Origin of the sequence: Bremerella volcania, assembly GCF_007748115.1 — a bacterium.
In the GTDB taxonomy this organism is placed as follows: Bacteria; Planctomycetota; Planctomycetia; order Pirellulales; family Pirellulaceae; genus Bremerella; species Bremerella volcania.
This window is the reverse complement of the sequence record NZ_CP036289.1, coordinates 3490391-3517347: the sequence shown is the minus strand read 5'-3', so window position 1 is coordinate 3517347 and position 26957 is coordinate 3490391. Positions and strand designations below refer to the sequence as shown.

The window sequence follows — 26957 nt, the reverse complement described above, 5'->3', positions numbered from 1 at the left end:
GGAATGCACAAAAACCAAAGAATCAATTGATGCGCACCGAGCAAACTGTCCAAGGACGATAATCTTAGAAGCGAGTTGGACTTTCCCAGCCATTCTGGGAATGACGATTTAGGGGCAAAATCGGGCGTAGCCTCATCAACATCATTCGTTCTCTTTGAATCATTGTTCGTTGCTCACTAAACGTTGGGGAATTGGCTAGATTCAAGGGGCTGCGGGAAGATAGAATTGATTTGAATAGGCACTACGCTTCCATCCTGCTACTCCCTAACGATATGCGTCCTCATCTTCTACTCATCTTGTGTTTGTTCATTACGTTTGCATGGAATGTGCGCGTAGCAGGGGCGGAAGATACCCCAAATGAGCCTGCGCGGCTCACCGCGCTGATCGAACGATACTGTTTGGATTGTCACTCCGGCGGCGAGCCGGAAGGGCAATTCAGCCTGGATGGCTTTGCCTCTTCTTTAACGCGGACGAATCAACACGAATGGGAGTCAGATCGTTGGGAAAAGGTGCACCGACGTCTGCTGACGCGGCAAATGCCCCCGGCCAACTCTGACCGTCCCAGTAACGAACAATACGATCAAGCGATCGATGCAATCGATACGATGTTGCAGAAACATGCGACAAAGTTTCCCAGGCCAGGTGCTACGGCCTCGATGCGACGGATGACGAGATATGAGTATCGTCAAGCAGTACGTGACTTGCTCAGATTGGAAGTCGATGTGGATGAACTACTGCCCGCTGATTCGGAGAGTCATGGTTTCGACAATGTCACGACAGGTGAGCTATCCCCAACTTTGCTAAGCCGCTATCTGACCGCAGCAGAGCGAATTAGTCGTACAGCAATTGGTCGTCGTGTTGATTTTGTTGAGGGGAGAACTGTCCGTCTTCCTCCCGATCGAACACAGGACCGCCACGTTGAGGGGCTTCCGCTAGGTACCCGTGGTGGCACCGTTGTCGACCATCACTTTCCTCAAGATGGACAATACGAAGTCCACGTGAGGCTGACACGTGATCGAGATGAGAAGGTGGAAGGAATTCATGGAGTCCACGATCTTGATGTTCTTTTGGATGGTAAAAGAATCGATCGGCTGACTACTAGTCGTCCCCAAAATGGCGACTACAGCAATGTCGATAGCGAATTGAGTAGTCGGTTTGCTGTTAAGGCGGGCAGGCATCGATTGGGAGTCACCTTCCCGCAACAGTACCGTTCCCTGATGGAAATCAAACGCCAACCCTTTGATGCTTCGTTTAATCGACATCGTCATCCGCGGCAAGAGCCCGCCGTCTTCGAAATTTCGATTGTTGGTCCATTTCAACCGAAGGGGGCAGGGCGTACGGCCAGCCGCGACGTGATCTTTGTCTGCTATCCGGATTCCAAGGAAGAAGAATTGGCATGTGGCGAAACGATCATCCGAAATCTGGTGCGAAAAGCTTATCGTCGGCCGCCTGCGGAAAGTGACTTGACTGTCCCGTTGTCCTTTTTTCGTCGAGAACGGGAAGGGAGCGGATTCGAGGCAGGGATTGAAGCAGCAATCGCGGCGATCTTGGTTAATCCGAACTTTTTGTTCCGTATTGAAACAGTTCCTCCTGACGTTAAGTCAGGCGAAAACTATGCAGTATCGGACATCGAACTGGCAAGCCGGCTGTCCTTCTTTCTTTGGAGCAGCATTCCCGACGAAGAACTGTTGACGTTAGCCGAAAAGGGAACGCTTCATGATCCCGTCATTTTAGAACGCCAAGTCGAGCGGATGCTCGCCGATCCACGTTCGGAATCTCTGGCGAAGAACTTTGCTTGTCAGTGGCTACATCTAAGAAACCTCGACTCAATACAGCCGGATTTGCGGCTCTTCCCAGACTGGGATGACAATCTGCGGCAAGCATTTTGTAAAGAGACTGAGTTGCTATTCCACGATGTTGTCACCCATGATCGAAGTGTATCGACACTTATTGACTCACCATACACCTTCCTCAACGAGCGGCTTGCCCGCCACTATGGCATCGATCATGTTTACGGAAGCCATTTTCGACGCGTGGACCTCGACCAACCGACACACCGAGGCGGCCTGCTTCGGCAGGGAAGTGTTTTGACCGTTACTTCCTATGCGACTCGGACATCGCCAACGATCCGTGGTGACTGGATTCTCAGCAATTTGATCGGAACACCTCCTCCTCCGCCGCCACCGAATGTTCCTGCTTTGGAAGAAAAGAACACCGCGACGAACAATCTTTCGGTACGAGATCGTCTAAGTCTGCATCGGGGCAATCCGGCCTGTGCTACTTGTCACGACTTGATCGATCCGCTTGGGTTTACGTTGGAAAGCTTTGACGCCGTTGGCCGATGGCGGGAACTGGAGAACGGCCAGCCGGTTGACGCCTCTGGTGAACTTCCAGACGGATCTTTCCTAAGTGGTATCGACGCACTTGAGAAATTTTTTCTTGAGCGTCCCGAGATTTTTGCAACCACGATTGTGGAAAAACTGATGACCTATGCCCTAGGGCGAGGGATCGAGTCGTATGATGGGCCAGCCATTCGACGCGTTGTAAGTGACGCGGAAAGAGATAACTATCAATTCTCGACCCTGGTTAAGGGGATCGTTTTGAGTCCACCTTTTTTGATGAGGACTGCGCCGTGATCGTGAGGAAGAAAGCTCTATCAAGACGGACCTTGCTGCGTGGTGCCGGTGCTGCCGTCGCATTGCCACTGTTGAATGCCATGGTCCCGGCACTAACGGCGGAAGAGACGACCGTTGCAGAGCCCAGCAAGCTACGCCGGCTGAGCTATATCTATATGCCGATGGGCTTCAATCCCAGCGAGTGGACGCCCCAAGGAAGTACACTCGAACATCTTCCTTCGAGCCTTGCATCGCTGTCAGGCGTGAAAGATCAACTTTCGGTCATCACGAACATGGAACTGCGGAATGCCTATCCGGGCTCTCACGCAACGTCGAATTCGGCATTCCTCAGCGCAGCCCGTGCGAAGCGTACGGAAAGTTCCGATTACTATCTTGGTACGACGGTAGACCAAATTGCGGCCCGATCAATTGGTAGGAACTCGCAATTACCCTCGCTAGAGTTGGCAATGGACCTGCTAAGCACCGTGGGGCAATGCGACAATGGCTATGCTTGCGTCTACCAGAACAATCTTTCCTGGTCATCGCCGACGACGCCGCTGCCAGCGGAAGCACATCCTCGCCTGGTATTCGAAACACTCTTTGGTGCTGGAGGTTCAGTTGAAGATCGCAAGGCAGCGCTATCACGACGGGCAAGTCTTTTGGATTCGGTCGTTGGCGAAATGAAGAGGCTAAAGAACCAGTTGGGCGTCGAAGATCAGCAGAGAATCGACGGCTATCTCGAGAATATTCGCGAGGTGGAACGCCGAATTCAATACGCCGAAGAAAACATTGAAGAGAACCCGTTACCCGATTTGGATCGCCCGCTCGGGGTCCCCGCATCGTATGCCGAACATGCCCGCATCATGTTTGATCTTCAGGCACTTGCGTTTCAAGGGGATATAACCCGTGTGACGACATTCCAGCTGGCTCGTGAAGCAAGCACACGTAGCTATCCCGAAATCGGCGTTCCCGATCCGCATCATCCCGTGACGCATCACGGTAATAATCCAGAAAAACTGGCAAAAGTCGCAAAGATCAACGCGTTTCATGTTTCACTTTTTGCAGGCTTTCTGGAGAAGCTCAGATCAATTCCGGAAGGAAGTGGAACACTTCTAGACCACAGTCTGCTACTGTACGGCAGCGGCATGGGAGATCCCGATGCGCACGATCACAGCAACTTGCCGACCTTGGTTGCCGGTGGTGCCGCCGGCAATATGCAGGGAGGACGTCACATCCGTTTCGATCAGCCCACTCCGTTGTCGAATTTGCATTTGACCCTACTACGTAAAGCCGGAGTCCCATTGGATCAATTCGCTGATAGCACTGGCGAAGTCGAAGAGTTGTTTATCTAGATCATGTTTGCATTCCCTGATAACCGCATGAATTGGCTCCTCTGGACGACGTCGATCGCTGCGACACTAGTGCTGTTGGCCGGGACAGGTGAGTTATATGGCGAAACACGCGAGATCTCGCTTGTCGATGCGGCTGAGAGTGCCGATTGGGCATCCGTAGAGAAGCATCTTCGTGCTAATCAGAACCCCAACGCGGCACAGCCTGACGGTATGACGGCACTGCACTGGGCGGCATTCCATGGCAGCGATGAAGCGACGCGTGTTTTGATCGACTCCGCAGCCGACGTGGACTCTCCAACCGAATACGGGATTACGGCCCTTTCGATCGCCTGCGAAATGGGAAAGCCGAAAGTTGTTCGTGCGCTTCTCAATGCCAGCGCAAATCCGAATCTGGCAGTTGCCGGGGGAGAAACTCCGTTAATGACCGCGGCCAGAACCGGTATCGTTGATTCCGTCGATCTCTTGCTCAAGGCTGGAGCCGAGGTCGATTCTACTGAACGGAACGGGCAAACGGCACTAATGTGGGCAGCGGCAGAGGGGCATACGCAAGTCGTCCAGCGTCTTCTTCAGGCGGGAGCAGATCCTAATCGGAGTCTTTCTTCCGGATTTACCGCGCTCATGTTCGCAGCACGTCAAGGAAAGATTGACGTTGCTCGAACCTTGATTGCCTCAGGAGTTGATGTTAATCGAGTGATGCGTCCCAAGAGTACGGCCGGGCGTGCTCCACGCGATAAGATGTCAGCATTGATGTTGGCGGTTGAAAGTGGCCATTTTGAACTCGCCTTGGATTTGGTACATCTTGGTGCCGACCCGAATGACCAACGTAGCGGCTATTCACCATTGCACGCATTGACGTGGGTTCGCAGAACCAACATTGGGGACAATGTCGACGGCGATCCTCCTCCGCGCGGTTCGGGAAACGTTACCGATCTGCAATTCGTTCGTGAAATTGTGCGTCTAGGTGCCGACATCAATTTGCAGCTTGTGGGCGGGAAGGGCGGACGGGCACGGCTCAACCACAAGGGAGCTACCCCCTTTTTGTTTGCCAGCAAAACGGCCGATTTGGAGCTACTGGAGGTTCTTTTGGACTTAGGGGCTGATCCGACTCAAGCAAATGCGGATAACGTGACGCCCCTTCTCGCGGCTGCTGGAATCGGCGTTTTCGCAGTTGGGGAAGAACCAGGAACGCCCGAAGAAGTCATTGCAACACTCGGCCTTCTTTGCAGCTTGGGCGCGGATGTCAATCATGTCGACGGAAACGGTGAAACGGTCATGCATGGTGCCGCTTACCGAAATTTCCCGACGGTGGTCACTGAACTTCATCGCCTCGGTGCGGAGTCCAGGGTTTGGAATCGCAAAAGCAAGTACGGAACAACGCCGATGGATATTGCCCGGGGAAAACGTCCCGGATCCTTCAAGCCGTCACCGGAAACCGTGGCGGCGTTTGAAGCCGCAATCGAAAGAGAACGGGGGATCCGGCCTGAATAATTGAGCACCAGGATATCGTTTATCGGAATCGTCAAATTGGGTTTCTACGCGGCCCTGTCGATGTCCAGATGCGTTTGCTGAAGAAGTCGCGCTCCCAAAGCGTGTGGTGGTGTGCTTTCAAAAACTCAGACCATGTTCCTCACCCACGCTCGGGACCTGGGTCAAGTCCATCCATTTTCGACCAAGATGTTCTTCACGGTCTGCCGCGATATGCGGCCGATACCAAGCTTCCGAATCTCTCCCAGTATTCGGCTGTAGCCCAACCGGTTTCCTTGGCGACAAGAACGACGAACTCGCGATTGATCCTATTCACAAGGGGTCGGCCGGTCCTCGCTGGTAATCAATTGGCGAATAGCGGAACCAAGCACGGATCCTAGCTTAAGAAGTCGTTCGCGTTTGCCTTGCCGCAGGAAGAGTTTCTTTTTTTGCACCCGCTCGAGGAGCATTTCGTTTTCCGTCTTGAGAAACTCAATTTGATGTCGAAGGTCCTTTTCCGTAGACATAGCTAGAAGAAATAATAGCGGCTTCACAGACAGGTTCTAAGTCGAACAAAGTCAATCGTCGGCGTCCAACAACCGCTTGGCCTCTTCCGCGCCCATGGGAGACTGAGAATCGGCGGCGTAGATTACCAAGTCGACTTGGTCGGCTTCTTGTTGCTGCAGATCAATATCGAGGTGCGATACTTCGGCAAGACCATCGCGTAGATATCGCAGCAAGAACGCAACGATGGCCTCCAAATCGATGGTATTCAGCGTGATAATGCATCTGCGAGGATTCTCAAGCAGTGAACTTGATAGAGCGGTCGATTCGTTGAATCGGAGAGCAACCTGGAATCTGTCGCCACCAAGCGTCAGCCCAGAACTGATTCCCTGGCGTAGCATCTCGCACTCGACGACAAAGTTCGAGATGTTCTGGAGGTCAAAGCGAAGATCGGCTGAATATACGTGATCTTCGTATTTCGATAGCTGGCATGCCGACGCCATTTCGAGAAAACGGTTCATGATCCCTCAGGGTAATTTAAATGCCAGTTTTCAAGTACCTCGCCGGTGACTGGGTCTAGCTTTTCAAGGTGGACATGGTTTTGGTTAGTATCGACTGGCTTGGCACGATACTGCCAGCGTCCGTCCTGGCTCCGCAATTTATTGTCGCCTACATCCACTGGATTTTTCCCTACTTTTTGACGGGCCAAAGCTCTCGCTTCCCCCTCACTGTTGTAGTTGGCACTTTGTTGTCGGGTGTTTTTGGTTTGGTAATCTCTAGGATAGGTCTTCGCACTGGCATTGTGGACCAGAATGCCTAGGCAGCTAACACGGTAAATATGATCTCCGTGAACTTCGAGATTATAGACGCGACGTTCGCCCGGTACGGCATCGACTCGCCTGAGGGTCACGGTTTTGTCCCCGGATTGAAGATGTTCGCCTGGTTTCAGTTCGCCTGCGGTCACAAAGGCTTGACGATCCTCGGACCAGAACGGGTGATTGCTGGTCACACCAATCGGTTTGGCGAGCTCTTCAACGTGAAGATTGAGGATTCCGCCACGAACATGAGAGATCAGCCCGGTAACGATACGTCCGCGGCCTGGTGCCAGGGTAGGACAATCACCGATTTGCATCACTTCTGCAGGATCGTCGATACTTTGTTCCGGCAATTCAAGATGAACTTGCCCTCCTTCGACCACTTCGTTCTCAAGAAACCACCGATTAGGGCGCAGAAGTTGAACGTCAAATACATCACCGTCTTTGGATACCTGTAGCTTTACCGCTTTCCAGTCATCGGCAGAAACCGGCTGTAAATCCCAGTAAGGGCGCTGGTCGACAGTAGAAATTGCCTGTTGTTTGGCTACCGACGAAGCATCGGTGTCGACTCGGTCGCCAAGACGAACGTCTTCGATTGATACGATCCGTTCTTCAACTGTCGGGTCTCCATTGGAACCTGGCATTTGGGATGCTAATAGCAAGCCAACTCCCAAAGTCAGGCAACCAGTAACCCACCAGCCGGCAGCGCGTGAAATAAACATTTTGTTTCCTTGGTGTGATCTGATTGAGGAACCGTTACCGCTCGGGCTCAAGGGCAATTCATCCTTAATGGTTCAGCCGTTCAATTCGACATTGAACTCCTTGAACGCCTGTGCTTCTTTGATCGATGCATGCCTAGCATCACCTATAAACTGTTGTTGGGCATCAAAGCGAATCAGTAAACACCTGAGCAGAGTAGCGAAAAGTAATCATTGGCGGTGTACTCGATGAAGCTGAACGGTGCCTTAAAAGCGCCAGAACGCAAAACCGTTTCCTGAATACAAACCTTCGGATCAAGCGAGCAGGTCTATGAATCCTCCATGAGGGATTCACCTTCAGTCATAATACCGTCAAGCCAATCTTGTAAGGAAATATCTTTGTTCAACCAAGTTGCCTGACCTGTATCCCATTCTTTGACTAATCCTTGCGAATCGAGCAGGATCAATCCTCCGTAATTCGTCATTGCTAAGGCCCAGTCCTGCTCTCGCCCTGTCCCCGCAACTCGCCACTTGGTGGTCATCGCATCAATGCACCACTCAACCGCCCATTCCAGTGGAGGAAGCGGCGGATCATCTGTCAGTCGGAAAATTGTCGCGAAATCGACAAATAACTCGGCACCGCTAAACCGATCAACCATCTGGCTGATGTCCTCGGGAAGCGGACCCAGCTGCTGCTCGATTGCGGACTTGGTACTGGGGGAGCAGGGAGGAAGTATCCTATGCCCATGGCTCGGGTGCGATTTCAGCCGAGCCAAAAAACCATCCCAATCTATCATCTGTCTTCTTTCGGATTAGCGACTATTTCTCAACGATCGATCAATGGACCAGTCGTCTTATTCTGGAAATTGCCGCCATGTTCCGCAAGGTTTCCAGCTTGCCCGTCCACAAACTTGATATTGCGAGGGTCTCCTGCCCATTCTGGGAAGTCGGCGACATTGTTAATATGATGCCCAACTTGCCCTGGTGGAAGTCGCCCGTTCTGTTGAATGTACTCGATTTGTTCCGGTGTCCATGCCTTGGTTCCCTTCCCAGTCCGCTGAACCAATTCAACTTCAGCAGCACGGGCCCGATTGACGCCAGTTCCCCGGGTTCCAGGTTGAGGAGTTTGGCCAGCCAGATGAGGATTCGAGGAAGCATTATGGACGAGAATCCCAAGGGAAGTCACTCGATAAATATGGTCTCGATGGACTTCCAGGTTGTATACCCGGTGTTCGCCGGAACGCGACACAAGATTCGCAACTCGGACAGTCCTACCAAATGCCTCGAGCCTTTCACCAATGATCAGGTCGCTGGTAACTACAAAGTCTTGGCGATCGACAGACCAAAACGGATGATTGTCTGTGACGCCGATCGACTCAGGGGCATCTTCCAGAAAGAGATCATAAACACCAGGCCTGATATGCGTTATCAACCCAGTAACTACGCGCCCTGTTCCTTTTGCGAGCGGAGGGCAGGCGGAGACCTCGATGACATCCGCCCAATCATCAATACTTTGCTCAGGCAATGTCAGGTGGACTTTTCCGCCAACTGCAACTCCGTTCTCCAGCAACCAACCGTCAGGGCGGAGAAGTTCGATATCGAACAGCTCGTTTCCTTTCACAAGTTGAAAGCGGATTGATTTCCAAGAGTTGGAATCTACTTCCAGCGCGTCCCAATAGGGTCGCTCCGCAAGGGGAGCGACGGCCTTCTCCTTGGCAATTGCAGATGCCGACGTGTCGACGCGATCTCCTAAACGGACGCTTTCGATCGGGCGAATTACCGGCTTAGTAGCTTCTGTCTCTCTAGGCGTTATGGAACGGCTGCCTGCCAAGAGTAAACCGGCGCCGATGGTGCAACATAGAGCGGATAAGAGTATCGATTTTTGAAAGGTATTCATTTCGTTTTATCCTGGATAATAGTGTTGGATGTTATGGAACTTGCTCGTCTCTAAGCGTAGACGAGAAGATCCTCATCGGCTTCGGCCTCAGCATCCAGCTCTAGCATCGCATCTCCGATTGGGTCGACTGGCCAGTCATTTAATTCCTCCCACTCTCCATCCAGGTCATTGGCGAAGAATTGATCCACATCCTTCGGAGAGGCTTTGCGTTTTCGAGTTGCGTAATAGGCCAGAGGAATCGATGCAACACCGACGGAGATGCATGTTGTTCCCATGAGGGCCAGCATATTAGGACCGCCTGCTTCTGCGATGATGATTTCATCATCCTCACTCATAACAATTCCAGTTCCCGCGACGAAGCAGTTGATGTACTTGCCAAACCGGCTTCCGAAGCGAGCCGCAGGCTTGGCTGCCAACATGGCAGTAAGAGCACCCAAACCACTTCCCAGTCGACTTGCTCGGTCCTCAACGGACATATTCAAGTCTTCGCCTGTCGCGATATCTTCGTTCATGACACCTTCGTAGATCGGAGAAACCGGCGTTACGTCGGCGATCCCACCAAGGACTGCTTGGGACGTCGTCTGCCCGTCGGTCATTCGGTTCGTTACAGCGGCATACCCATAGAGACCCCACGCAACGAGTCCTCCGACGATGAGAGCGACACCACATAAGACGATAATTGGGGAAGCACTCGCCAGAAGAGCACCGATGAGGATCGCCAACCCAATGCCAATAACCGCCTCTACGATCCAGTTGCTGATCAGATTCCAAGCAGCTTGCCACCAGTTGGTTGGCTCAACCGGTTCAATACCAGCAAAGTCGGTGTTCGGAGCGGCAGAAATCAGGGCGATGTTGTCCTGGGCGTTCTCAACCGCACGATCCCGGTCGATTCCAGAAAGGGTAACGGCACGAGTGGCTTCGGCCTGGGCAATGGCCGTCGCGTTATCGATCGTTGGCTGAGCCATGGCTTCCGTTTTGGCTTTCGCAGCCGCTGCGGTTGCCTTGGCGTAGTCAGCATAGGCATGCTGAACTGTGTCGATGTTAGCCGCCGCGGCATCCGCGACCGTTTCTTTATAAGTTACCCACGCAGGCCAAATGGTCTGGGCGAATGTGAGTCTGGCATCGGCCACCGTATTTTGACGGATCTTCCAGGCCGCTGCCAAATCGTAAGAGTATGTTTTGTAGGCGTCGGCAACCGCGACCTTCCAGGCCTTGTCCGCTTCTGCCTCAGCGTAGTCCCAAGCCTTCGAGGCATCGGCAACGGCTTGGTAGTATGCTGTCGCGGCAGTCGCTTCCGCAGTAACCCAGGCTACATAGGCATCGCCGATCGCGTTGGAGCGTGTCTCTGTTGCATCGGCAACGTCTGAAACGTATGCACGGTATGCAGCCGCCTCGGCGCTGGCGTACGTTAAGAATGACGCACCATCGGCGGCGACTTGGGCAATGTAAGCAGCCGTTTCGCCGTTGTAGTAGGCGTTCCAGGCACTTGCAATATCGTTATTAAGGGCGGTCCACGAAGCAGCTTCCGAGGTGTAGTAGGCATTCGTGGCATTGACGTTAGCCATATACTGATCGACCTCGGCATTAGCATGCGCTGCGTCGTAGGTTTCCCAGGCCGCATTATTCTGCGAGGTGAACGAGACCCATGCTGTGACTTCTGCCAATACATACGCCGCGTAATTCGTTCCCTCGGTGGCGGCCCAATCGGCAGTTACGGTCAATTCGGCATTGGCGATTTCTGTCGCAAGTGTTGACTGTGCAGACGAGACTGTCGACGACCAGGCCAAGTATGCACTTGCATCCGCCGTAGCATAGACAACCTCGGCCGCATTCATTGCGCTGGTGTAAGACTGATACGCAGCGCCTTCTGCGGCAGCATAAGCGACATCGGCAGCATTGACCGAACTGGTCCAGGCCGTCTCCAAGTTCGCCAATGTGTTGTCATAGTCTACGTAAGCCTGGGCCGTGCTGTTGTCGTAGACTTGCTGAGCGTCGCCGATGGCATTGTCACTAGTGTTCGCCGCAGAAGCTTCTGCAGTAACCCAAGCTCTATCTGCGGCACCAACAGAGTTCTTATAGGTCTCTTCGGCGGCAGCTTCATCATAGGCACGTTGATGATCCGCATCGGCTACCGCCTTCTTATAGGTTTCGGCAGCATTCGCCTCGGTAATATCCCAGGCATAGTCCGCATCGGCGATCTGTTGTGTATAGACCTCTTCGGCGTCGGCCACCGTGTGTTCGTAGGTATTAAAGAATCCTGCTACGGCTATTTCGAAGGTAGAAGTTGCATTGGCAGTGGCCTTCTCGTAGTTGGCATCCGCCGTTGCCGTGGACGCTTTGAAGTCGGCCATCGGACCTGCAACCGTATCGATATAGGTCTTATCCGCAGCCTCCTGCGCCTTGGCTAAATCGGTTTCAGCGGTTGCTTTGTCTGTGGCCAAAGTAACGCCGGCGGCAGATTCTGCTTGCGTAAAAGCAACCCCTGCATCACCAACCGCTTGTGTGTATGGAACGTTTGCATTTGCCTCGGCAATGGCGAACTGCTTCTTGGCATCCAGATAGGCATCTTCGGCGGCCTGATATTGGGCAGAGAAGTCATACACAGGTGGTTGTGGTTCTGTTCCCGAACAGCCGCCATAGCCCCCGTATCCGCCATAGCCACCGTAACCGCCATAGCCACCATATCCACTCATGCAGCTATTATTGTATTCATCGAGCGCGGTCCAGTAAGCATCCCAGAGGTCCATCTCCTGTTGCTGGAGATCTTGTATCGTATCCTCGTATGTTTCTTTGGCGTCCCAAAGCGTGGAATTCGGCCCAGACAACGCGCTTTCTAGATCGTCTTGAGCTGCTTCTACTGCGTCGTCGTAGTCGGATTGGGCTACGGCCACTGCGTCATCGTAGTCGCTTTGGGCGTCGCTGATCGCTGTTTGGTAGGCCGTATTCGCCGTACTCATAGCGTCTTGCTTGGCTTGTTCGGCCGGAGCAAGAATTCCGTTTAACGTGTTCTGTGCTGCCTGGATTGCGTTGGTGCGCGCATTGCCTGCCGCTTGTACCGCTGAATCGTATGTTGCTTGAGCACCCGCTCTGGCATTGTTGTAGACATCGGTTGCGTCAGATACGGCTTGGTCGTATTGATCCGAAGCTGCTTGAGAAGCATCGCTCAGTGTCGAATCCGCTGCCGCCATGGTCGAATCATAGGCGTCCGACGCCGCTTGTTCCGCCGCATTGAAGGCATCCGATGCTGTTATATAAGCAGAAACCCGTACGATCTCGGCGTCTAGCACGGCGGCGTCATAGACATCGTTGGCATCATCTACCGCTTGGTTATAGGCAGCGTTTGCCACGGCAACGGCAGCGTTATAGGTATTGGATGCGTTGTCCAGTTGAGCATTCAGGTCGTTTAGAGCGGTATCGGCGGCTGCGTAGTAGGCCAAATCCGCCGCGGTGATGGCATTCGATCGAACAGCCTGAGCATTCGCAATGTCGTCGCTGTAGGATGTATCTGCGCTGAAAACCGCAGTGCTGTAATCGGCATCTGCCAAAAAGATAGCGAAGTCGTAGTCGAAATAAGCCTGATCGACCGTTGCGTTATAACTAGTCCAAGCCAATGCAACGATCGAATCAAATGTCTGTTGCGCGGTTACGCCGTACCCACCGTATCCACCACCGCCGTACCCACCGTATCCACCACCGCCGTACCCACCATATCCACCACCCCCATAGCCTGATTGGTTGAGATAAGCTCCGGATACATCCAGGTTGAGCGGGTTGGTAGAGCTCTCGTCAAGCGTACCGCTTTGGTAGGTCGACCAGGCATTCGCAACGATAGATTCATAAGCGCTCCAGGCCGAGGCGATACTTGCGTCGCGGGCACTTGCTGCTGCTGCTGCGGTCGAGTCATACTGGACCTGCGCTGCCGCAACGGCATCATTCAGTGTTGTCGAGGCTTGATCGACGTCGAGAGAATAGATCAATTCCGCAACTGTGATGGCATCGTCACGGGTTATCGCCAACCCTGAAATGGTTCCGTCATAATCAAGCTGATGCTGGGAAACATCGGCCAAATAGGTGTTGTATGCATCTGCCTCATCGAGTGAATAGATGACGTCGGCAACCAAAATGGCATCATCAAGTGCTTGATCGGCATCGGCGACGGCCTGGTTGTAGTCTGCGTCTGCAGTATCCAGTGCGAAATTGTAGTCACTCGCGGCTAACAGTTCTGCGACGTAATAATCTGTGTCCGCCGTGGCGACAGCCGCGTTATAGTCGTCGTCGGCGTCAGTAATCGCATCTTCGTATGTCTGGCTGGCCGTAGATTCAGCATTGCTGTAGGTAGTGTCCGCTGAAACTACCGTGGATGAAAACGCATTTCTGGCATCTTGTACGGCGTCGTTATATGTTGTACTTGCAGGATTCACGACACCGTTATAAGTGCTATTGGCAGAATCTACGGCAGTAGTGTAAGTGCCCCAGGCACTTGATTCGGCCGTGTTATATGTCTGCTGTGCAGATGCCTCGGCGTTGGCCAAGGTTGAGTTCGCTGCCGCAATCGCATCATCTCGAGTCTGATCTGCCGCTGCGATTTGGGGCCCAAAGTCGGTTGCAAAGAGTTGCCTACTTTCAAGCTGCTCGATGAGATGCCGCCGCGATGCGCGCGCAGCCTTCCACTGACGTGACCTTACGATCATGGAACTTACTCCGCAAAGAAATGAGGGTAATACGAAGTACGGTTTTGTAGAAAAGAGAGAAAAAGAGATTTGTGTGGACTGTATGAGTCCAATGGATAGCGAGCGTCAGTATAGGAATACCCCTCTCGATCCGTCAAGAAAAAATTATTTCAAACCGAGGGTTTTTTAAATTATTTCCATTTAGCTTATTTTTGTTGCCAATCGATGATAGATAAAACAGCTGTGATTTGATTAACCAATACCTGTAGATATCGTGCGTAATATACCTGATTCATAACAGACTCAGCGCCTTCGAATCGCCCGATAATTGCTGGAGAGAAAAATCTATTAAGTGGCAAATTAGCTGACCTGGTAGTCGGTCATGCTGCTGGCTCAAAAGACGAACACTTGCGCAATTATGGAAGTCGTTGCCACTTGAAACCCGATCGACAGGAAAGAGAACAGTTAAGAGAGTGCTCAATTGGCCTGCCAGAGTTACCGCGCCTGTAAGAACGAGTGACAGAAGAAGGCAATAGTTGATCGAATGATTTCGACTCGATCTATATCACGAGAGATAGTGCTTGCCGCATCGGTTCCTGAAACGCAACGCTATCAGTGGAGCAGATTTGCGTTAAAATCGTTGACCTTTGGAAACTCGCTATTCTCTGGAAGCTGATAGTCTAGGAATTCACAGAGTCGGTCGTAACCTTCTCCGCCGCATATGTTCATGATCAGTAAGTCATCGGGACGATTGTGAAAGTAGCTCTGGACGCCTTCAACGTGGCGATCGTAAACATAGGAAAACCTACTTGCATTGAAGGCATTACAGCCGTAGACGCAAAGATCAATAAAACTCGCGTACTTTCTCCAGAAGGGCACTTCCTGTGGTGGAAACGTAGAGTTCTGCCAGTGCTTCTCGCACGATCGAAGCCACGACTCTTTATCGCGGATAGTAAGTACGAACTTGCTGCCAGGGTATTCTTGATCGAATTGAGGGTAGAAAGGAACTACTGGCGTATCGGTAAGTGCCTGGTACTCCTCGAGAACCGTGAGGCGATAATGAGCCGTCATCAATTCTCGGTAGGTTGTTTGATCCTGGGGATACCACATTGTTTTGATTCCCAGGAGATTCAGGGCTGTCGCAAGGCTTTTCGTTCCAGTTCGACTTAGGCCGATTCCAAAGATCTTACCCTGATGAGGCATGGTTCGCTCTACCTTTATTTCCAAGTCGATATAAATGGGGGGTTGATAAGCAGTTGATTTTCTAGGTGGGGCTGGTACCCACGGCGATTGCGCCATGATGGGTTATCTGCGACACTGAGGCAATGGCGGTCAGGCGATTTTGTGACGGAGGTTGTCGCGGCCTGATCCGGTGTTCTCAGGTGCCTTTCTCATGTCGTCACGTTCGCCTGTTTCCCTTCAAGAGTGCTTTGCCGATCTGACCGATCCGCGGACTCGCAAGGTGACTTATCCGTTAACGAATATCGTGACCATCGCGCTGTGTGCGGTGATGAGTGGGGCGGATGATTTTGTGGCTATCGCCGACTGGGCCGAGATGAAGAAGGAGTGGCTGGGTAAGTTCCTTGATTTGAGTTCCGGCATCCCTTCGCACGATCGCTTTAATGCGATCTTGGCTTCGCTGAATCCGGCTGAGTTTGAGAAGTGTTTGCTGACTTGGATCACCGCCTTACACGAAATCACCGACGGGCAGATCATCGCGATTGACGGCAAGACGCTGCGGCGGAGTTTCGACAAGGCCAGCAGCAAGGCGGCCATTCACATGGTCAGTGCCTGGGCGACTGCCAATCATGTGAGTCTCGGCCAGGTAGTAACCGACGCGAAGAGCAACGAGATCACCGCCATTCCCAAACTGCTTGAAATCGTCGAGGTTTCCGGCAGTTTAGTGACGATTGACGCTCAAGGTTGCCAACAGGACATCGCTCAGAAGATCGTCGACCAGGGAGCCGATTATTGCCTGGCCGTGAAGCGCAATCAGCCGACCCTCCACGATTCGATCGAAGATTTTTTTGTCGCGCAGCAGGAAAGCAATTTCAAGCGAGCCAAAGTACACCGTCACGAAACGCACGAGAAAGGGCATGGTCGCGAGGAGTCGCGTTCCTATTATATCTGCCCTGTGAACGACGAGATCATCACACGAGATCGTTGGTCGAACTTGAGGGCGATCGGGATGACGATCAATATCGTGAAGCAAGGCGGGAACGAGACGAGCGAGGTGCGATACTATATCCTGAGCAAGTACCTTTCCGGCAAGCGTTTCGCCGAGGCCGTTCGCGGTCATTGGGGCATTGAAAACAGCCTGCACTGGCAACTGGACGTGACGTTCGGTGAAGATCAATCTCGCATCCGCAAAGGGCACGCCGACGCCAACTTTAGCCTGCTACGAAGGACGAGCCTGAGCCTGCTGAAGAACAACAAGACAGCCAAGGTCGGCGTGAAGAACAAACGATTAAAATGCGGCTGGGGCGATGACTACCGCATGGAAGTCCTGCTGGGACGGTGAGTTATGGTGCAATCGCCGTGGGCTGGTACCTACTACACGCATTTGCTGGACTCTCATCGCCGTGATTCCAAGGCTAGAATTATTGTCTGCCACCTAGATTAGGGTTTGAATCTGACGGATGCATTCCTCGAAGGCATTTATGGGGTCGAAGTCATGATGACGCTCAGCGAATGCTTGTGCTTCTCTTGCGTGCGAGGCCGAGCCAATCAGCGCACTTAGTTGTTGAATTGCCTGACGCGGCTGTTCAGGCGATGCATCCAGGGCAGCACCCATATCGACCGTTCGCCGGGCAAGGATTTCTTGCTCAAAGGCCAGTGGAATCTGCAATAATGGTTTGCCAGCCATCAACAAGTCACATGTCGTGCCATGGCTTGCGTTGAGAATCGCTACGTCGCACCATCGCCGTACCGTTTCGATCGGTAATGCGCTTGTATGTATTCGCACATTGTCAGAGAGTATCGGCTCGAGTTTGTTCTTATCGATACCATCTCCTACAACCAAGGCCGAAAACCCTTGTCCGCTGATCCAGCGTAGCAACTCGGGCACTGCCCTGGATGGCTTCAGGTACGCGAAAATCTTCGTTTTTTTTCCTTCGGGCATATCTACCGGCAAGTTGTGATCAGCGTCGTTCGCTTTCAACACGCTACCTGACCAGGGCCCCAGGTACACGCTGTTGCCGACACGATGTGGATAATGATCCAACTCAGAAAAAGTGGTAAGAAGGTTCGCATCCATCTCTGCATAAATTTGGCCAATCCGCTGAATCTGAGGCTGTTGAAAACTTTCGAGGACCGAGTTGATAAGCTCGACCATGGCCCGTTCATCTCGCTCACGTTGATCGGCTTCCATGGCTCGCCAAGGAGCCATGGACGGCAAAGGAAACTCGTCAACGGGGCAACAAAAACCGGTGCCGACGGTCAATTTTGGGCCACTCATTCCCCGTGCAGCCAGCATCGCGGTGGGGCTATGATCAAATAGAAACAAATTGGGTTTGATAGCCTGAAATAGATTTCGCCAAGCTCCTATTAGTGCCCTAAGTTCGCGAGCCTCTTGATATCCCATGTTGGCCAGCAGGTGGGAAAAGGTAGCAGGCGTTGGATTATACGGAATGGCTGGGCCTAATTTGATCGGGGCCTGAAATAGATCAATGTCGAGGTCGGAGAAAAGGTCGGCCGTCCGTTTGAGATCTTTGACGACCAGGGCCAGATGATGGCCATTGGCCAATAGCCTTTCAGCAACTGGGCGGAATGGACCAACATGGCCGTACCCACCTCCCATTTCCCAGGAAAACACAATCTTTGCCATTAAGGTGCAATCCACTTAGAAAACAGTGCCAGAACATACCACAGGTCTTTATATGATAGCTAATGGAACCGGCCTCGAAAGCGACTATTTGGCCAGTATTCTGTCCTTCAATCGAATCACCGCCGACTGATTGAAGGCTTCCCCGGAACTGATGTTTGTGTCGTAGTCGGCGGTCAAGCGTCAGTTGCGGGTGAGCAGGCGTAGGTTCGCTCGACGACCCACCGCTTCGGCAAGACATGGAAGCCTGTCCGGTCCCAGCGGCGGACGATTTTCAGGTTTCAGCCGACATTGGTGCAGAACGTCTCAAAGGTTCCGTTGTAGATACCATCGGCGAAGATCTAATGCAAATGAGAGAGCATGACCTTGGTTTGCTCGATCAGGCTTTGACCTTCTTTCCACAATTGATTCAGAACGAGTTTGACGAGCAGACCAAAAATCGCAGACGATATTCCTTACAAAAAAAAGAGTAGCCCGGCCGTCTTACCGATCGGAACTACTCCTTTGAATCAGCCAGCGACTTAGGCCTGGATTAGAATTCCAGCCACTCGATCCATTCTGGATCTTCTTCGGCAAAGTAATCATCCAACTCGCCGTTATCCCTAACGCGAGTGTCTCTGCCACGACCTCCGATAAGGAGGTCGTGATCGAAGCCGCCAATCAACAGGTCATCCCCCTTATCGCCCAGGATCAGGTCGTTGCCAAAGCCACCCGCCAGGACATCGTCGACTTCACTTCCGGAAAGCACGTCATTGCCGTGCCCTCCAAAGAGCGACGCGGCGATTTCGATGCCGCCGTTAATGGAGATCAAGTCGTTGCCTCCAAACCCATATCCAACGATTGAAGTGACGTTGGCCGGATTAAAGACGCCTAGGATTTCCAACCCGGAGCTCACGATCAGATTGCTGAAAAACTGGGTCACGAGGATCAAGTCGCTGGAATCCGTACCGCGAATTACAAGCGTGCCCTTGTCGTCCAGGCGGACATCCGCCTCTTCGGGAGCACCGACGATCAGATCGACATACACCAAGCGGTGATCGGAGGCGGATACCAACGGGAAGTTGGGATCGGAAGACTCAGGCCAGAAAACCTGGGCACCCGTCATTTCGAGATCCTGCGAAGGCAACACATAGTCAACGCGAAGATTGCCAGGAGTCGGTTGGAAGAAGGAAGTATCGAAAGCAGGATTGCCAATCTGACCTGCGTCAGCGAATTCCACACCCCCAGTGCTCGTTGGCGTGATGGCCGTGTTGACATACCGGTTTTCGAGAAGCTGCTGTGCGGCCCCTGGGATACTATCGCCATCGAATGGGTCCGAATTGTAGTCCCCCATAATTACAAACGATTCACCCGCCAATAGACCGCCTTGGTAGCCGTTATCGTCGTAGATGTAGTCACCCTCTCCCGGCGAGATATAATCGGACCAGAAGCGGATTTCATCAAAGTTACGTCTTCCGTTGCGATCCTCGTCACCATCGAACACAGGCGGTGTCGGGTGGGCGGTCAGGGCGTGGATCACTTTGCCATTGACCAGAATCGGTACATCCCAATGACTCTTGGAAGACAAACGGACCACCTCAAGTTCTTCCGGTGTGTGCCAGTTGTCGAAGTCTCCATTGCCATCGGCATCGTTCGGATCGGCCGGAAGAAGTGCGCCCGGCATGTCTTTCCAGAGGAATTCTTGGAAGGTACGCGTTCCTAACTCGTCAATTTCGTACTTCGAGAACAACACCATGCCGAATTGGCCTTCAAAGAGGCCGAAACCATAGGCATCGTTTCCGCCGCCGACAGAACCGCTGTTGTCCAGATCAAAGCCAGACGCCACACCGGTATTCGACGGGGCGACGTAGACATAGGGATAATAGACGGGATCGGCGCCGTTTTGGGAGACCTCCAGGTAGTTGTCCCGGAAGAGGTTTGCAGCGATTTCGCTGTTGTCGAAATCAAATTCATTGATCAATACGACGTCTGGGTTGTTTCGCTGGATGATTTCGGCAATAGCCTGAGCCTGCGAGTTATTGAGCGTCGATAGATCCTCAATGAGCTCACCTTGGGAATTGCGATTCAATGAAGCATTGTAAGTGGCGAAACGGACCCCGTTATCCGATGCGACAGACTCTGACGTGACGGCAACATCCACCGTGGTGAAGGTTGTATTGCTGCCATCCGAAATCGAGATCTGTAACTGATATGCGGCGACTTTTTCCGCATCCAGGATGCCTTCGTTGGCGACCGTGATGACCCCCGTGTTCGGGTTGATCTCGAAGGGAGACTTCGAGAGGAAAGCGAGTTGCCCTCCTTCGACCAGGTCGTTATCGGTAATGCGAGAGCCCGGGTTGGGGCCTTCCCCGCCTGAACTAGCGGTCGATTGGTCTACGATCCCGTGAGCCTGGACGTCAAACAGGAACAGTGAACCCGGTGCTTCCCCAAACAGCGTAGAGACATCCAGAATTCCAGAGCTTTCCCACTCGCCCACGGTTCCGGCATCAAGATCGAATGCGTCTTCCGGATCGGCAATACTCGGATCGACGACGACATTTCGATCGATATTCGCGATGCGTCGCAGAACGCCCGTGTTCGGATTCACGCGAACGATGCCTGCTTCGTTGGGATTAACAGCACCTGGTCCAAAGAGCGGCTCGCCAGAAAGTGAAGCATCTTCGGCCTTATCTTCTTGAACGTAAATGAAACCGTCGTCCGCCCAATCCAGATTGTCTGGACTGCGAAGACCGCGGGTCGCATCGGAATCGCCGTCGTAGATAATCGTGACGGTCGCGGTTGGCTTGTTGATCTTTGAGAAGTCGGTTTTCACCGTGTACAAGGTACCGAAGGTATCGGCACCACCAACGTAGTTGTCAACGCCTGTGGACGCAAGCACAATCTCCGTGCCATCTTTCGGGTTGGTAGCAACGTCTTCCGGTCGTGAGAAACCGAATGCCCCCAAGGCTTCCGCTTGCAGCCATAGGTTGCCCTGGGTCGGATACCCATACTCATCGTATCCAGTCGAACCGTCTTCCGAAGCAAGTCCGAGGTTCGGCGAATTGTCGATTTCGACCCACGAGCCTGCCAGCGTGCCGGCGGTATTGAAGTCCGCAGGCGTGGTTTGCGAGGCATCATCAGCCACCCAAACGTAAAGCTTTCCGTCGCGAAGACCATTACGATCTAGGAAGTCTCCGCCTTTATGCTTTTTGCCAACGTACATGTAAAGCGGAGCCGCCTCATTCTGTCCGTCGTTATCGAAGTCAAAAGGTGAAGTGTCATCGGAGAGAATAAAGGCAACGCGATTCTTCTTGCCCGTATCAATCTCCGTGATGTTTTCCCAAGCGCCTCTTCCGAAGGCAGGAACCTGCCAGAGATTTCCGGTTTCCGGATCAAGAGCCCATTCGGCACCACCGACACCGTTGAAAAATCCACCGTCTTCTTCACCCGCAAAATAGATCCGATCTTCAAGGCCCCGTCCGTTACCGAATTGCTCCGCTTCCATCAGGATACCGGAACAGAACCGGCTAAACCCAATCAGATCGTTTGCTAAAAAGCTGATATCGGTCGCTACGTTCCCATAGGCGTCGTAAATCGTGTTGTAGGCAATCCCGGCATCAACGATGGTGCGGGTATGCTTGTCGATATCGATGTATGAAATTCGGGCCCCATCCATCGTGAACGTGCCACCGTTTCCGTCGCTGACCTCGTAGTCGTATCCATGGAAGTTCAGCAGTTCATGATTTGCAAAGACGCGAACCGTGTTGGCATCCAACTGGTAGGCACCAAGTCCGTCAATCACACCAGGCGGCGTGTAGTCCCCCGCACTTGAGCTATTGTACTCGCCGGAAGTCCCCGGAATCGTATCGCCGACAGTGAATAATGGGTCCACATGGTAGCCGCCGACGCCTTTGGCCATGGCATCTTCCGCGGTCTTGAAACCGGACTTCTTCAAAAACAGCAGTTGTCCACCTTCAACCAAATCGTTGTCGCTGATTCGCGAATCGGCGTTAGGACCTTCATCCGTCGTCGAGGCGGTCGATTGATCGGCGATTCCATGGGCCTGAACGTCGAACATGAAGAGCGTCCCGGGGGCTTCGCCGAAGAGTGTGGAAACATCTAGGATACCCGAGCTTTCCCATTCGCCGGCAACACCCGCATCCAGATCGAAGGCATCAGCCGGATTGCCTGTCGAGGGATCGAGAACGACACTTCGGTCCACATTGGCGACGCGAAGCGTCGCACCGGTCGTCGGGTCGACCTGAACAATTCCTGCTTCGTTCGGATTAGCCGCACCAGGGCCAAACAGTGGCTCTCCCGTCAGCGAATCGTCCTCGGCTTTATCTTCTTGAACGTAAATAAACCCATCGTCCGCCCAGTCGAGGTTGTCAGGGCTACGCAGTGCTCGAGTCAGATCGGCATCGCCGTCGTAAACGATGGTGAGAGTTGCCGTGGGAGCGCTGAGATTACTGAAATCATTTTTGAAGGTGTAGATCGTACCAAACGTATCGGCACCTCCGTCGTAGGTGTCGACGCCCGTCGAAGCAAGGGCCACCTCCGTTCCATCGGCCGGATTAGTCGCCACGTCTTCAGGACGCGAAAAGCCAAATGCTCCTAGGGATTCGGCTTCGGTCCACAGTGTGCGCTGCGTCGGGTAGCCGTATTCGTCGTAACCAGTGGAGCCATCTTCGGAAGGAGTTCCGGTGGGACTGTTGTCCACTTCCACCCATGACCCGTTCAGGGTACCTGCTGTGTTGAACTGCGAAGGAGTTGTTTCTCCCGTGTTGGAAACCCAGACATAGAGCTTGCCGTCGCGTAGGCCATTACGTTCCAGGAAGTCGCCGGAGGCGTTCTTTTCACCGACATACATGTACATCGGCGCTGCTTCGGGATCGGCGTCCCCGTCCACGTTAAAGGGTGAAGTATCGTCCGCCAACAGGAAAGCAACGTGTGTCGACGTACCGGTGTCCACTTCGGTGACATTTTCCCATCCACCACGACCAAAGCCGGGGATCGCCCATAGATCACCGGTCGCAGCATCCAACGCCCAGACCGCGCCGCCAACCGTATTGAAGGTCCCCCCGTCTTCTTCCGGTGCGAAGTAGATCCGATCTTCCAGTCCGCTACCGTTGCCGAACTGATGGGGCTCGATCAACATGCCGGAACAGAACCGGCTGAATCCGATCAGGTCGTTGGCCAGAAAACTAATATCCGTCGCGACGTTGCCGTTGGCATCGTAGATGGTGTTATAGGCCAGGCCCGCATCAACGATTTGGCGAGTTTCCTTATCGAAATCAAAGTAGGAGATACGCGCTCCGTCCATCGTAAACGTGCCGCCCGCTCCGTCGCTAACTTCATAGTCGTAGCCGCTGAAGTTCAACAGTTCGTGATTTGCAAACACGCGGACCGTGTGGGCATCCAATGCAAACGCACCCAGGCCATCGACGACGCCAGGCGGAGTGTAGTCACCTGCGGTTGTCGGGTTGTAAGCGCCTGATGTCCCCGAGAAAGTTTCTCCGACCGTAAAAATCTTTTCGACACTGTAGCCATTTTGGCCTTCGGCCATTGCGTCGTTGGGAACCGTCGCAACGATCTCGTAGGTAACGCCGCTGTCTTGTTCGCCATCATTGGTCGAGTCAACGTCGCCTACCACCGTGCCGGCTGGTGCCTGATCGGAAACGGCAAATGGACCGTTCTCGGTGACCTCAGGAGCAAGATCAGCCACGGCGGTCGTGAAGTTCCAGAATGTTGGATCGGCAATTCCCGTTGAGGCATTTCCAGAGGTGTCTTCAAATGCTCCGGCGTCGATAATTACCGTATAGGAAGTAGCCGAGAGCAAGTCGGCGGGCGGGTTAATCGTGACTTGATTGCCGGAGATGGTTACATCGGTGCTCGTAACGTGGATTTGAACGGGACTCACGCCGTCGTCCAAAGTGATAAATCCGGTACCTTTGACGATATCTTCGTTGAAGGTAACGTGGAGGTTGGCATCCACCGGAACGTCGACGCTTTCGTCTTCAGGCGATACGACAGCAACGACCGGGGCCAACATGTCGGCTCCCGTGGAATCTCCCGTGACCACGATGTTGTCAAAGGCCATTGCTTCAAACGGTACATCAGCGGTCATGGTCAGCGTCAAAATCGAACCCGTGCCGTTCAGTGCCGTGGTGAAGGTATCCATTTCCCCGGCACCGCTACCGGAGGCCGGAGTCTTGTCTAGGAAAGTGTCCGCTGCCGCTGCGCCTGTATCCGCCAGAGTCTTCTCAACCGAGTTATCACCCGATACTTCCAGCAAACGTCCGCCACCGGAAGCCATGCCACTGTCCATCGGTCGAGTGACAAACGTACCATTCACCGCCACAATCTCAAACGCTGTTTGCGTAGCACCACCATCAATCTGAGCCGTGAAGACGACACTGGTTGTCGCATTAAAGCCGCCAAAATCCGCATCGGAAATACCTCCGAGATCGATGCTTAGCTCGAGATTCTCAAAATTGGAAACATCGAATTGCCAAGAGGCACTCGGAGTTCCCCATTCCCGTGTATCGGCTAAACCAAAGAAGTCATCATTCGCATCGCGATTCTGTCCAAAGACACCTTCGTCATCGCCTGCGAAAACTCCGCCCCCAGAAATATCGACCACACTGTCATCGGCGAGGCTAAAGGGCACTCCATCCGCTTGGGGCCAGTTGCCCGTGTTGCCAACGCCAAAGAAATCTCCGCCGCCACCGTCCAGGTTGTCGGTGCTCGGATCAAAACCGGTAATCAAGTTGGTTTGATTGCCGTCAAAATCTTCTGTGGCGACAACCGCCAATAGCCTCCGATCTTCCAACCCTTCCAGTCGAGCACGTCTTTTGAGTCGAGATACCTGCCGCGCCTTGTTTCCATTCTTTCTGGATTTCGACATCAACTTCCCCTTGTTTTGGTTCTGGGTTCTACCTATCAACCTTGACGATCAGGAGAAATATCCCGACCGGAAACTTGCCTCAGCGTCGGCGGTAACGGTGAAGATGAGTTGAAGGGAGTGAATGAACTTCGCGAACCTTTTGCGAGGCAACGATGAAGTCAGCAACAGAAAGCTTTGATCTATCGCGCGCTAACCTTGTTGAAAACTTGTTCGTTATCAACGTATGAGATGCGTCAGAAGAACTACGTTCTTGCATTCATAGATTACCAGGCACGATCGAGAGAATAGGTTCCATCACATCTGATGAAGACAAAACCCTTTGGTATCTTTACTATTAGCAAGCACCAATTCTGGTTTGGACCTGAAGCGAGATGCCAATCGGTCTCGGAATGATGCGCCAGCTGCCATTGCCCGGTAACAGTTATCAGTCCTGGCTTACCGCATTCTCTGATTCCATCTCGCTCTACTTTAGAAAGCCTCTGATTTGTGAAATGAAGGTCAGCGGCTTTTTTTATTTCTTGGGTTGAGTACTCCGTTAATCGAACACGCTAGATGTCTGATCGTGTTGACAATGTAACAAGCTTGGGAATCGATCTGCCAATGAAATGGTTGGGTTATTTGATTCTCGACGAAGCTCTCGCCTCGGTTTCTGCCAGCTTTTTTCTCATTGCCTTGAGAGTATCCATATGCCGAGCGTCTTTCGCCAGGTTATGCGTCTCTTGCGGGTCTTCCTCAAGGTCGTAGAGCTCTTCTCCACTCGGCCATAGGGTGTATCGATATCGTGTTGTTCGTATGGCCTTGCCAAGGTTGGCCCCGCGAGTCACGACGGTGTATGCGACCTCTTTGACTTCGGCCGAGGGGTCTTTCAGAATACCGACAAGGCTCGTTCCTTGAAGGCCTGCTGGCGGCTCGAGTTCACATAATTCAACGAGCGTCGGGTAGAGGTCGACCAATTCAACCAGGCTGTCGCTCTTTTGGCCAGCGTTATCGGAGGCAGCATGAATTGACCTAGGAACACGGACGACCAAAGGAACGCGGTCACAAAGCTCAAATAACATCACTTTACCCCACATGAATTTCTCACCGAGAAGATAGCCATGATCGGAAGTCAATACGACAATCGTATCGTCGGCGTGGCCACTCTCTTCCAAGGCATTTAAGACGAGGCCAATTTGGGCGTCGATAAAGGAAATACAAGCATGGTAGGCTTGGATGTAATCGCCGCGTAGTTGCTTATTCTCCTTTCCGAATTCAAGGCCGAAACCTTCGTACCTTTTCGTCCCTGCGATCGGGGGAACGTGGTCCCAGAATTCAAGGGAAGCTGGTTCGAAGTTCAATTCTTCTTTCGGGTACATGGCGAAGTATTTGTCCGGTGCCAAGAAGGGTACGTGTGGTTTTTGAATCCCACAGGCCATGAAGAAGGGTTGGTCTCCGTAAACTTCCGACTTGAGCCAGGCAGCAATCTGGCGAGCATTCTTCCCATCTTTGTGCTGGTGATCTTCCAAGCCTGTCGGACCATACCCAGGCTGCTGGCCTCGAGTTTGGGTAGCGATGGTAGGATAGAACTCTCGCCATGCTTTTCTAGCTTTGCCCTCCCAGACCGAGCCATGCTTTGCTTCAAATCTTTCGCGGATAGGCGTCACTATGGGCATCTCGTCGTTCTCGAACCTTTTCATTTCGTTCCAAGCAAGATTACCTGGGTCGATCGTTTCGTTGTGAAAGACCTTGCCCACGGCTCCGGTCCAATACCCTGACTCCTTGAACAATTGCGGTAACGATACCGTTCCTGGACGGACATCTCGTATATCCGTCTTGTTATCGAGAACTTGAGTCGATTGGGGGTAGAGCCCATGCAGAAATGAAGCCCGCGATGGTCCGCATACGGGGTACTGACAGTACGCTCTGTCGAATGTAACCCCTGATGTCGCAAGCTTCTCAAACGCAGGCGTCTTGATTTGCGCGTAACCAGAGGTCGACACATGCGTGTTCAGGTCATCACAAACGATGAAAAGCACGTTCGGTTTATCCGCTGCAGCAAGAGAAACGCCCCATGCAAGCAATAAAAAGAAGGTGCCAACTATAGAAGGGAAGGAGTTCATGTTTTCGTCTCACGATTGAGTTCTTCGATCTTCTCTCAATTGTCAAGTGGAGAGGCCACTTGAAAAAAGAAAGGGTGCAGCAAGCGATTTGGGAACCGAGTAAGTTGATTGCACAAGCAACAATATTTCAGACG

Annotated in this window: 14 protein-coding genes; 5 read left to right on the top strand and 9 right to left on the bottom strand. The window is 52.8% G+C overall.

What is annotated here, in order from left to right:
- Nucleotides 1-272: 272 nt before the first annotated feature.
- Genes Pan97_RS14080 through Pan97_RS14070 form a run of 3 tightly spaced genes read left to right on the top strand, consistent with a single transcriptional unit; the run spans nt 273 to nt 5455 of the window.
- Nucleotides 273-2636, top strand: a complete 2364-nt coding sequence (locus Pan97_RS14080) for a DUF1592 domain-containing protein (RefSeq protein WP_144973544.1) — start codon at nt 273-275, stop codon at nt 2634-2636.
- A gap of 2 nt (nt 2637-2638) precedes the next feature.
- A complete protein-coding gene (locus Pan97_RS14075) occupies nt 2639-3967 on the top strand; it encodes a DUF1552 domain-containing protein (protein ID WP_144973542.1) in 1329 nt (442 codons plus the stop codon).
- Nucleotides 3968-3994: 27 nt separating this feature from the next.
- A complete protein-coding gene (locus Pan97_RS14070; RefSeq protein ID WP_165698754.1) occupies nt 3995-5455 on the top strand; it encodes an ankyrin repeat domain-containing protein in 1461 nt (486 codons plus the stop codon).
- A gap of 554 nt (nt 5456-6009) precedes the next feature.
- Here the strand turns inward: Pan97_RS14070 and Pan97_RS14065 are convergent.
- The 6 genes from Pan97_RS14065 to Pan97_RS14040 form a co-directional block, all read right to left on the bottom strand.
- Nucleotides 6010-6456: a hypothetical protein gene (locus Pan97_RS14065; protein ID WP_144973538.1), complete on the bottom strand. Its 447-nt coding sequence runs from the start codon at nt 6454-6456 to the stop codon at nt 6010-6012.
- Complete coding sequence (locus Pan97_RS14060; RefSeq protein WP_144973536.1) at nt 6453-7472, bottom strand: Hint domain-containing protein; 1020 nt, start codon at nt 7470-7472, stop codon at nt 6453-6455. The genes Pan97_RS14065 and Pan97_RS14060 overlap by 4 nt, the downstream gene beginning before the upstream one ends.
- A gap of 305 nt (nt 7473-7777) precedes the next feature.
- A complete protein-coding gene (locus Pan97_RS14055; protein ID WP_144973534.1) occupies nt 7778-8107 on the bottom strand; it encodes a hypothetical protein in 330 nt (109 codons plus the stop codon).
- A gap of 167 nt (nt 8108-8274) precedes the next feature.
- On the bottom strand, nt 8275-9345 hold the full coding sequence (locus Pan97_RS14050) for a hypothetical protein (RefSeq protein ID WP_144973532.1): 1071 nt from the start codon (nt 9343-9345) through the stop codon (nt 8275-8277).
- A gap of 50 nt (nt 9346-9395) precedes the next feature.
- The gene (locus Pan97_RS26520) at nt 9396-14036 is read right to left on the bottom strand and encodes a hypothetical protein (RefSeq protein WP_144973530.1); all 4641 of its coding nucleotides are present in this window, start codon (nt 14034-14036) and stop codon (nt 9396-9398) included.
- Between the two features lie 591 nt (nt 14037-14627).
- Nucleotides 14628-15314: a sulfotransferase family protein gene (locus tag Pan97_RS14040; RefSeq protein WP_144973527.1), complete on the bottom strand. Its 687-nt coding sequence runs from the start codon at nt 15312-15314 to the stop codon at nt 14628-14630.
- Nucleotides 15315-15408: 94 nt separating this feature from the next.
- On the opposite strand from Pan97_RS14040, the gene Pan97_RS14035 reads away from it, so the two are divergent.
- Nucleotides 15409-16536 carry an ISAs1 family transposase gene (locus Pan97_RS14035; RefSeq protein WP_144970136.1) on the top strand — a complete coding sequence of 376 codons (1128 nt, stop codon included), beginning with the start codon at nt 15409-15411 and terminating at the stop codon, nt 16534-16536.
- A gap of 93 nt (nt 16537-16629) precedes the next feature.
- Here the strand turns inward: Pan97_RS14035 and Pan97_RS14030 are convergent, their stop codons facing one another.
- Nucleotides 16630-17385 carry a glycosyltransferase gene (locus Pan97_RS14030; RefSeq protein ID WP_144973525.1) on the bottom strand — a complete coding sequence of 252 codons (756 nt, stop codon included), beginning with the start codon at nt 17383-17385 and terminating at the stop codon, nt 16630-16632.
- A 692-nt stretch (nt 17386-18077) separates the two neighbouring features.
- Here Pan97_RS14030 and Pan97_RS14025 point away from each other — a divergent pair.
- Nucleotides 18078-18311 (top strand): hypothetical protein, encoded by a 234-nt coding sequence (locus Pan97_RS14025; protein WP_144973523.1) that lies wholly within the window; start codon nt 18078-18080, stop codon nt 18309-18311.
- A 59-nt stretch (nt 18312-18370) separates the two neighbouring features.
- Here the strand turns inward: Pan97_RS14025 and Pan97_RS14020 are convergent, their stop codons facing one another.
- Both Pan97_RS14020 and Pan97_RS14015 read right to left on the bottom strand, forming a co-directional pair.
- Entirely contained in the window at nt 18371-24724 is a 6354-nt protein-coding gene (locus Pan97_RS14020) for an endonuclease/exonuclease/phosphatase family protein (RefSeq protein ID WP_144973521.1), read from the bottom strand.
- Nucleotides 24725-25338: 614 nt separating this feature from the next.
- Nucleotides 25339-26823 (bottom strand): sulfatase, encoded by a 1485-nt coding sequence (locus tag Pan97_RS14015; protein ID WP_144973519.1) that lies wholly within the window; start codon nt 26821-26823, stop codon nt 25339-25341.
- Nucleotides 26824-26957: the final 134 nt, after the last annotated feature.

What these genes read in the sequence shown, in the direction of transcription:
- Pan97_RS14035 (WP_144970136.1), top strand. Translation starts at nt 15,409, where the DNA reads ATGTCGTCACGTTCGCCTGTTTCCCTTCAAGAGTGCTTTGCCGATCTG.
- Pan97_RS14050 (WP_144973532.1), bottom strand. Translation starts at nt 9,345, where the DNA reads ATGAATACCTTTCAAAAATCGATACTCTTATCCGCTCTATGTTGCACC.
- Pan97_RS14015 (WP_144973519.1), bottom strand. Translation starts at nt 26,823, where the DNA reads ATGAACTCCTTCCCTTCTATAGTTGGCACCTTCTTTTTATTGCTTGCA.
- Pan97_RS14020 (WP_144973521.1), bottom strand. Translation starts at nt 24,724, where the DNA reads ATGTCGAAATCCAGAAAGAATGGAAACAAGGCGCGGCAGGTATCTCGA.
- Pan97_RS14030 (WP_144973525.1), bottom strand. Translation starts at nt 17,385, where the DNA reads ATGGAAGCCGATCAACGTGAGCGAGATGAACGGGCCATGGTCGAGCTT.
- Pan97_RS14065 (WP_144973538.1), bottom strand. Translation starts at nt 6,456, where the DNA reads ATGAACCGTTTTCTCGAAATGGCGTCGGCATGCCAGCTATCGAAATAC.
- Pan97_RS14060 (WP_144973536.1), bottom strand. Translation starts at nt 7,472, where the DNA reads ATGTTTATTTCACGCGCTGCCGGCTGGTGGGTTACTGGTTGCCTGACT.
- Pan97_RS14070 (WP_165698754.1), top strand. Translation starts at nt 3,995, where the DNA reads ATGAATTGGCTCCTCTGGACGACGTCGATCGCTGCGACACTAGTGCTG.
- Pan97_RS14040 (WP_144973527.1), bottom strand. Translation starts at nt 15,314, where the DNA reads ATGGCGCAATCGCCGTGGGTACCAGCCCCACCTAGAAAATCAACTGCT.
- Pan97_RS14055 (WP_144973534.1), bottom strand. Translation starts at nt 8,107, where the DNA reads ATGGTTGATCGGTTTAGCGGTGCCGAGTTATTTGTCGATTTCGCGACA.
- Pan97_RS26520 (WP_144973530.1), bottom strand. Translation starts at nt 14,036, where the DNA reads ATGATCGTAAGGTCACGTCAGTGGAAGGCTGCGCGCGCATCGCGGCGG.
- Pan97_RS14080 (WP_144973544.1), top strand. Translation starts at nt 273, where the DNA reads ATGCGTCCTCATCTTCTACTCATCTTGTGTTTGTTCATTACGTTTGCA.
- Pan97_RS14025 (WP_144973523.1), top strand. Translation starts at nt 18,078, where the DNA reads ATGGAAGCCTGTCCGGTCCCAGCGGCGGACGATTTTCAGGTTTCAGCC.